This is a genomic window from Pseudomonas sp. AGC41, from assembly GCF_057334555.1.
In genome coordinates, this window is record NZ_JBHFJB010000094.1 from 6,852 (window position 1) to 12,266 (window position 5,415).

The 5,415-nt window shown below is 64.0% G+C and carries 8 protein-coding genes; 2 read left to right on the plus strand and 6 right to left on the minus strand.

The genetic code is table 11. The annotated features are described in order from the left end of the window. Positions 1–44: 44 nt before the first annotated feature. From ACE04F_RS16895 to lptM, 6 genes are read right to left on the minus strand one after another with little or no spacing between them, the layout of a single operon-like run. Entirely contained in the window at positions 45–749 is a 705-nt protein-coding gene (locus ACE04F_RS16895) for an HAD family hydrolase (protein ID WP_486108439.1), read from the minus strand. Next, complete coding sequence (xerC, locus tag ACE04F_RS16900) at positions 746–1,645, minus strand: tyrosine recombinase XerC (protein ID WP_486108441.1); 900 nt, start codon at positions 1,643–1,645, stop codon at positions 746–748. The genes ACE04F_RS16895 and xerC overlap by 4 nt, the downstream gene beginning before the upstream one ends. A 2-nt stretch (positions 1,646–1,647) precedes the next feature. Beyond that, positions 1,648–2,373 (minus strand): DUF484 family protein, encoded by a 726-nt coding sequence (locus tag ACE04F_RS16905; protein WP_305497960.1) that lies wholly within the window; start codon positions 2,371–2,373, stop codon positions 1,648–1,650. 12 nt (positions 2,374–2,385) lie between these two features. Then, the gene (gene dapF / locus ACE04F_RS16910; RefSeq protein WP_486108443.1) at positions 2,386–3,216 is read right to left on the minus strand and encodes a diaminopimelate epimerase; all 831 of its coding nucleotides are present in this window, start codon (positions 3,214–3,216) and stop codon (positions 2,386–2,388) included. A 4-nt stretch (positions 3,217–3,220) separates the two neighbouring features. Further along, positions 3,221–4,468 (minus strand): diaminopimelate decarboxylase, encoded by a 1,248-nt coding sequence (gene lysA, locus ACE04F_RS16915; RefSeq protein WP_486108444.1) that lies wholly within the window; start codon positions 4,466–4,468, stop codon positions 3,221–3,223. Between the two features lie 9 nt (positions 4,469–4,477). Next, positions 4,478–4,648, minus strand: coding sequence for an LPS translocon maturation chaperone LptM (lptM, locus tag ACE04F_RS16920; RefSeq protein ID WP_047226132.1), 171 nt, complete (start codon positions 4,646–4,648; stop codon positions 4,478–4,480). 186 nt (positions 4,649–4,834) lie between these two features. Here lptM and cyaY point away from each other — a divergent pair, with 186 nt between their 5' ends. Together cyaY and ACE04F_RS16930 are read left to right on the plus strand one after the other, a co-directional pair. Then, entirely contained in the window at positions 4,835–5,167 is a 333-nt protein-coding gene (gene cyaY, locus ACE04F_RS16925; RefSeq protein ID WP_486108446.1) for an iron donor protein CyaY, read from the plus strand. Between the two features lie 4 nt (positions 5,168–5,171). Then, positions 5,172–5,390, plus strand: coding sequence for a DUF1289 domain-containing protein (locus ACE04F_RS16930; protein ID WP_486108448.1), 219 nt, complete (start codon positions 5,172–5,174; stop codon positions 5,388–5,390). The last annotated feature ends 25 nt before the right edge of the window (positions 5,391–5,415 follow it).

The window sequence follows — 5,415 nt, forward strand, 5'->3', positions numbered from 1 at the left end:
CCCCCCCCCCCCCACACAGGTGGCGTTGTGGTTGCCGGGAGGGCTCAGCGCGGGTTATGCCATCCTGCCAACAACCCTGGCAGTTCGGTCAGGCTGCGGATTTCTGCATCCGGCGCATGGTCGGCAGCCCACGCCTTGCCTGTCGGGTTGTACCATACCGCCCGCAGGCCGGCTTGTTGGGCGCCGGCGATGTCGTCGCCCGGGTGATCGCCGATGTGCACGGCGGTCTGCGCGGTGGCGCCGCCGCGTTGCAGGGCTTCGTGGAACAGCCGGGCGTCGGGCTTGGCGATGCCGATGTCCTCGGCGCACAGGGCGAACTTGAAGTAATCCGCCAGCCCCAGGCGCCGCACGTCGGCATTGCCATTGGTGACGACGCCAAGGGCGTAATCATTGGCGAGCAATTCCAGGGTCGGCTGCACCTCGGGAAAGACCTCCAGTTGATGGCGTGCATGCAGGAAGGCCTCGAAACCCTGGTCTGCCAGCTCCGAAGCCCGCCATTGGTCGTAGCCGGCGTCTTGCAGCGCCCGGAACAGCACGCGTCGGCGCAAGGCGCTGATGCGGTGCTTGAGGTCCGGCTCTTCGCTGAGCACTTGCGTGCGGATAGCCCACAAGCGCTCCACCGTAAAGTCGCCCAGGTCCGCTGCGTTATCGGTCAGCCACTGGCGTAATACGGCTTCGGCGCTGGCGATCACCGGGGCGGTGTCCCACAGGGTGTCGTCCAGGTCGAAAGTGATGAGTTCGATGGTCATGATTCGTCGCCCTTGATGCGTTTGGCCCTGGGGTGGGCCCTGTCATAGACCGTCGCCAGGTGTTGGAAATCCAGATGGGTATAGATCTGGGTGGTTTTTATGTCCGAGTGGCCGAGCAGTTCCTGGACGGCACGCAGGTCCTGGGACGATTCGAGCAGGTGGCTGGCGAACGAGTGCCGCAACATGTGCGGGTGCAGGTTCTGTCCGAGCTCGCGTTCACCGGCAGCCTTGACTCGCAGTTGTATCGCCCGCGGCCCGAGGCGCCGGCCTTGCTGGCTGATGAAGACTGCGTCATCGGCCGGGTTGGCCAGTGCCCTCAGCGGCAGCCACAAGTCCAGGGCTTCGCGGGCCTTGCGGCCGATAGGCAGCAGGCGGGTCTTGCTGCCCTTGCCGTGTACCTGGACCATGCCGTCGGCCAGGTCCAGTTGTTCCAGGTTCAGCCCGGTCAGTTCCGAAAGCCGCAGGCCCGAGGAATAGAACAACTCCAGGATCGCCTGGTCCCGTCGCGCCAGGAAGTCATCCTCGACGGCGCCTTCCAACAGCTGCAAGGCGCGGTCGGTGTCGAGCGTCTTGGGCAACCGGCGCTCGCCCTTGGGCGGTGCCAGGCCGGTGGCCGGGTCGTGGTCGCAGAGGCCTTCACGGTTGAGGTACTGGTACAAGCCGCGCACCGCCGACAACAGTCGCGCCAGGCTGCGGGAGGATTGCCCTTGTTGATGCAGGCGGGCGATCAGGCTGCGCAGGCGCTGGATATCCAGGGCCGACCAGCTGCCGATATTCTGTTTCTGGCACCAGCCCAGCACCTTTTCGAGGTCGCGACGATAGGCCGACAAGGTGTGCGGCGACACCTGGCGCTCACTGCGCAGGTGCTCGCAGTAGGCGTCCAGTTGCCGTTCCATCGTCAGCGTACCGAGCGCAGTGAACCGGCAACCCGTGGCAGCACGCGGCCGGTGACTTCGGCGATATAGCTCAGAAACAGTGTGCCGACCGAGCTCTTGTAGTGCTGCGGATCCCGGCTGGCAATGGCCAGCACGCCGTGCACGCCTTGGTGGGCGATGGCGACGACCGCTGTGGAGCCGATCTGCTTGCGTTGTTCTTCGCCGAACAGGAAGTCCAGCTCATGTTCGCGCAGGCTGCCGCTGACGCTTTTGTTTTCCGTGAGCAGGCCGCCGATGGCGGTCTGCGCTTCGGCGTGAGTCACCCAGCGACCCACCGGCATGGCGTTGTCGCCAAACAGGATGAGGCTGACAAAAGGCACCTGGAAGTCCTGGCGCAGGCTGTCCTCGACGCTCATCACCAGGTCTTCCAGGGTGCTGGCGTCCATCAAGGCGAGGATCAAGCGACGGGTCTTGTCGAAGAGCCGGTCGTTGTCGCGCGCCACGTCCATCAGGTGCGAAAGGCGGTGGCGCATTTCGATGTTGCGTTCGCGCAGGATCTTCATCTGATGCTCCACCAGCGACACGGTATCTCCGCGCCGGTGGGGGATGCGCATCGTCGAAAGCAGGTCTTCATGCTCGACGAAAAAGTCCGGATGGGCCTCCAGGTAAGCGGCCACGGCTGCGGCTTCCGGGTTCTGGCTCGGGGACTCGTCGGGCTGCGGGGCTGGAACCTGAGGCTTATCGGTCATGGTTTGGCTCACTCAAAGACGAACTTGTCCTTCGTATACACGTACGGCCGGGCCGGTCATCATCACCGGTTGGCCAGGGCCTGCCCATTCGATGGACAGGCGCCCGCCGGGCAGGTCGATCAGCAAGGGCGAATCCATCCACCCCTGGCTGATCGCGGCGACGGCCGCAGCGCAGGCGCCGGTGCCGCAAGCCTGGGTTTCCCCGGCGCCGCGCTCCCAGACGCGCAGTTGCGCGCGATGCCGATCGATGACCTGCAGGAAGCCGACGTTCACCCGCGCCGGGAAGCGTGGATGATGCTCGATCTTCGGCCCCAGTTCGTGCACGGGCGCACTGTTTATATCATCCACCCGCAGCACGGCATGGGGGTTGCCCATGGACACCGCCGCCAGTTCGACCGGCGTACCGTCGACATCGACGGAATAGCTCAGGGCCTGGGCCGGTGCCTGGAACGGAATATCCGCCGGAACCAGGCGTGGGGCACCCATGTTGACGCCGATCTGGCCGTCGCTGCGGACATCCAGCTCGATGATGCCGCTTTTGGTCTCGACGCGAATCTGCCGTTTGGCAGTCAAGCGCTTGTCCAGCACGAAGCGGGCGAAGCAGCGCGCACCGTTGCCGCATTGCTCCACCTCGGAACCGTCGGCATTGAAGATCCGGTAGCGGAAATCCACGTCCGGGTTGTTCGGCGCCTCGACGATCAGCAACTGGTCGAAACCGATACCGGTGTGCCGGTCGCCCCATTGCTTGGCGTGCTTGGGCAGGATGTGCGCGTGCTGGCTGACCAGGTCGAGGACCATGAAGTCGTTGCCCAGGCCGTGCATCTTGGTAAAACGCAGCAGCATGGGATTACTCCGGCAACAGGCTTTCGCCGGCAAACAGCTCGGCTACCGTCTCGCGGCGGCGCACTTCGAATGCCTGATCACCGTCCACCAGCACCTCGGCGCAACGGCCGCGGGTGTTGTAGTTGGAACTCATGACAAACCCGTAGGCACCCGCCGAATGCACGGCCAGCAGATCGCCTTCTTCCAGCGCCAGCTCCCGACCCTTGGCCAGGAAGTCACCGGTTTCGCAGATCGGCCCGACGATGTCGTAGGCGCGGGCCGCGGTATCGCGTGGGCGCACCGCGGTGACATCCATCCAGGCCTGGTACAGCGCCGGGCGGATCAGGTCGTTCATGGCCGCGTCAACGATGGCGAAGTCCTTGTGCTCGGTGTGCTTGAGGTACTCGACCCGGGTCAGCAGCACGCCGGCATTGGCGACAATGTAGCGACCGGGCTCGAACAGCAGCGCCAGGTCGCGGCCTTCGAGGCGCTCGCGCACGGTCTTGATGTAGTCGGCCACCAGTGGCGGCTCTTCGTCGCGATAACGCACGCCGACACCGCCGCCCAGGTCGATGTGACGCAGATAGATGCCGCAATCGCCGAGGCGGTCGACCAGCGCCAGCAGGCGGTCAAGGGCATCGATGAACGGCTCGAGCGTGGTCAGTTGCGAGCCGATGTGGCAATCGACGCCGAGCACTTCCAGGTTTGGCAGCTGGGCTGCGCGTACGTACACGTCCTCGGCGTCGGCAATGGCGATGCCGAACTTGTTTTCCTTCAGGCCGGTGGAAATGTACGGGTGGGTGCCGGCGTCGACGTCGGGGTTTACGCGCAGGGAAACCGGTGCGCGCACGCCCAGCTCGGCGGCGACGATTTGCAGGCGCTCCAGCTCGTCGGTCGATTCGATGTTGAAGCAATGCACGCCGACTTGCAGCGCGCGGCGCATGTCTTCGCGGGTCTTGCCGACACCGGAGAAAACGATCTTGTCGGCGCTGCCGCCCGCGGCCAGTACACGCTCCAGCTCACCGCCGGATACGATGTCGAAGCCGGCGCCAAGGCGCGCCAGGACGTTGAGCACGCCCAGGTTCGAGTTGGCTTTTACCGCGAAGCACACCAGGTGCGGCATGCCTTCGAGGGCATCGGCGAAGGTGCGGTACTGGGCTTCGATATGGGCACGGGAATAGACGTAGGTCGGCGTGCCGAAACGTTCGGCGATCGCGGACAGGGCAACCCCTTCCGCGAACAGCTCCCCGCCACGGTTGTTGAAAGCGTCCATGGCAGTCCCTTAGTAAGTGGTGTGGGTGTCGTGCGCGTGTGACTTGGATTGCGACGACTTGGCCTGCTCTTCAGGAGACTTGCTGTCATCAGGCAGGTACAGCGGACCTTTTTGACCACAAGCTGTCACAAGGCAGGCAACCGCGACGAGCGCAGCAAGGGAAGAGATCAGGCGCTTCATGGCGAAATCCTTGAAAATGCGTTAATTGCGCCGGAGTATACCGGCCACCCGTCAGCTTGCCTATGCAACGGGCCGCCCGTCCGGCGGCGCTGGTTGTCTCAAGCGGTATATCCTTTGCAATCACCGGGAAGCGTCCGTATCTTGCGGCGCTTGAGCATGAGCCGATATTTTTTCGAGGTTGCCGCAATGAGTTTGACTGAAGCCCGTTTCCACGATCTGGTCGATACCACCCAGCAAACGCTGGAAGATATCTTCGACGACAGCGACATGGATATCGACCTGGAAATTTCCGCTGGTGTGCTGACGGTTAAGTTCGAAAACGGCAGCCAACTGATCTTCAGCCGTCAGGAACCTTTGCGGCAGCTGTGGCTGGCGGCGGTGTCCGGTGGTTTTCACTTCGACTATGACGAGGAAAGCGAGCGCTGGATGTGCGACAAGAGCGAAGAGCAATTGGGCGAGATGCTCGAACGCATCGTCAAGCAGCAGGCGGGCGCTGAGCTCGAATTCGAAGGACTGTGACCGCGTGAGCCAGCCAGCCCCGGCGCGACCACCCAAGCCGCTCTACAGCAACGTGAGCCCCGCGGTTCCGTCCCCTTGCACCAGCGTGTGCAAGCTGGATGAGCAGAAGGTCTGCCTCGGCTGTTTCCGGCACGTGGAAGATATCCGCGAATGGCGCTCGGCGGATGATGCGCGTCGGCGGGTGATCTGTGCCGAGGCGGCCAAACGCAAGTCTTTGTCATGACGCCCGTGGCGGGGGGGGGGGGGGG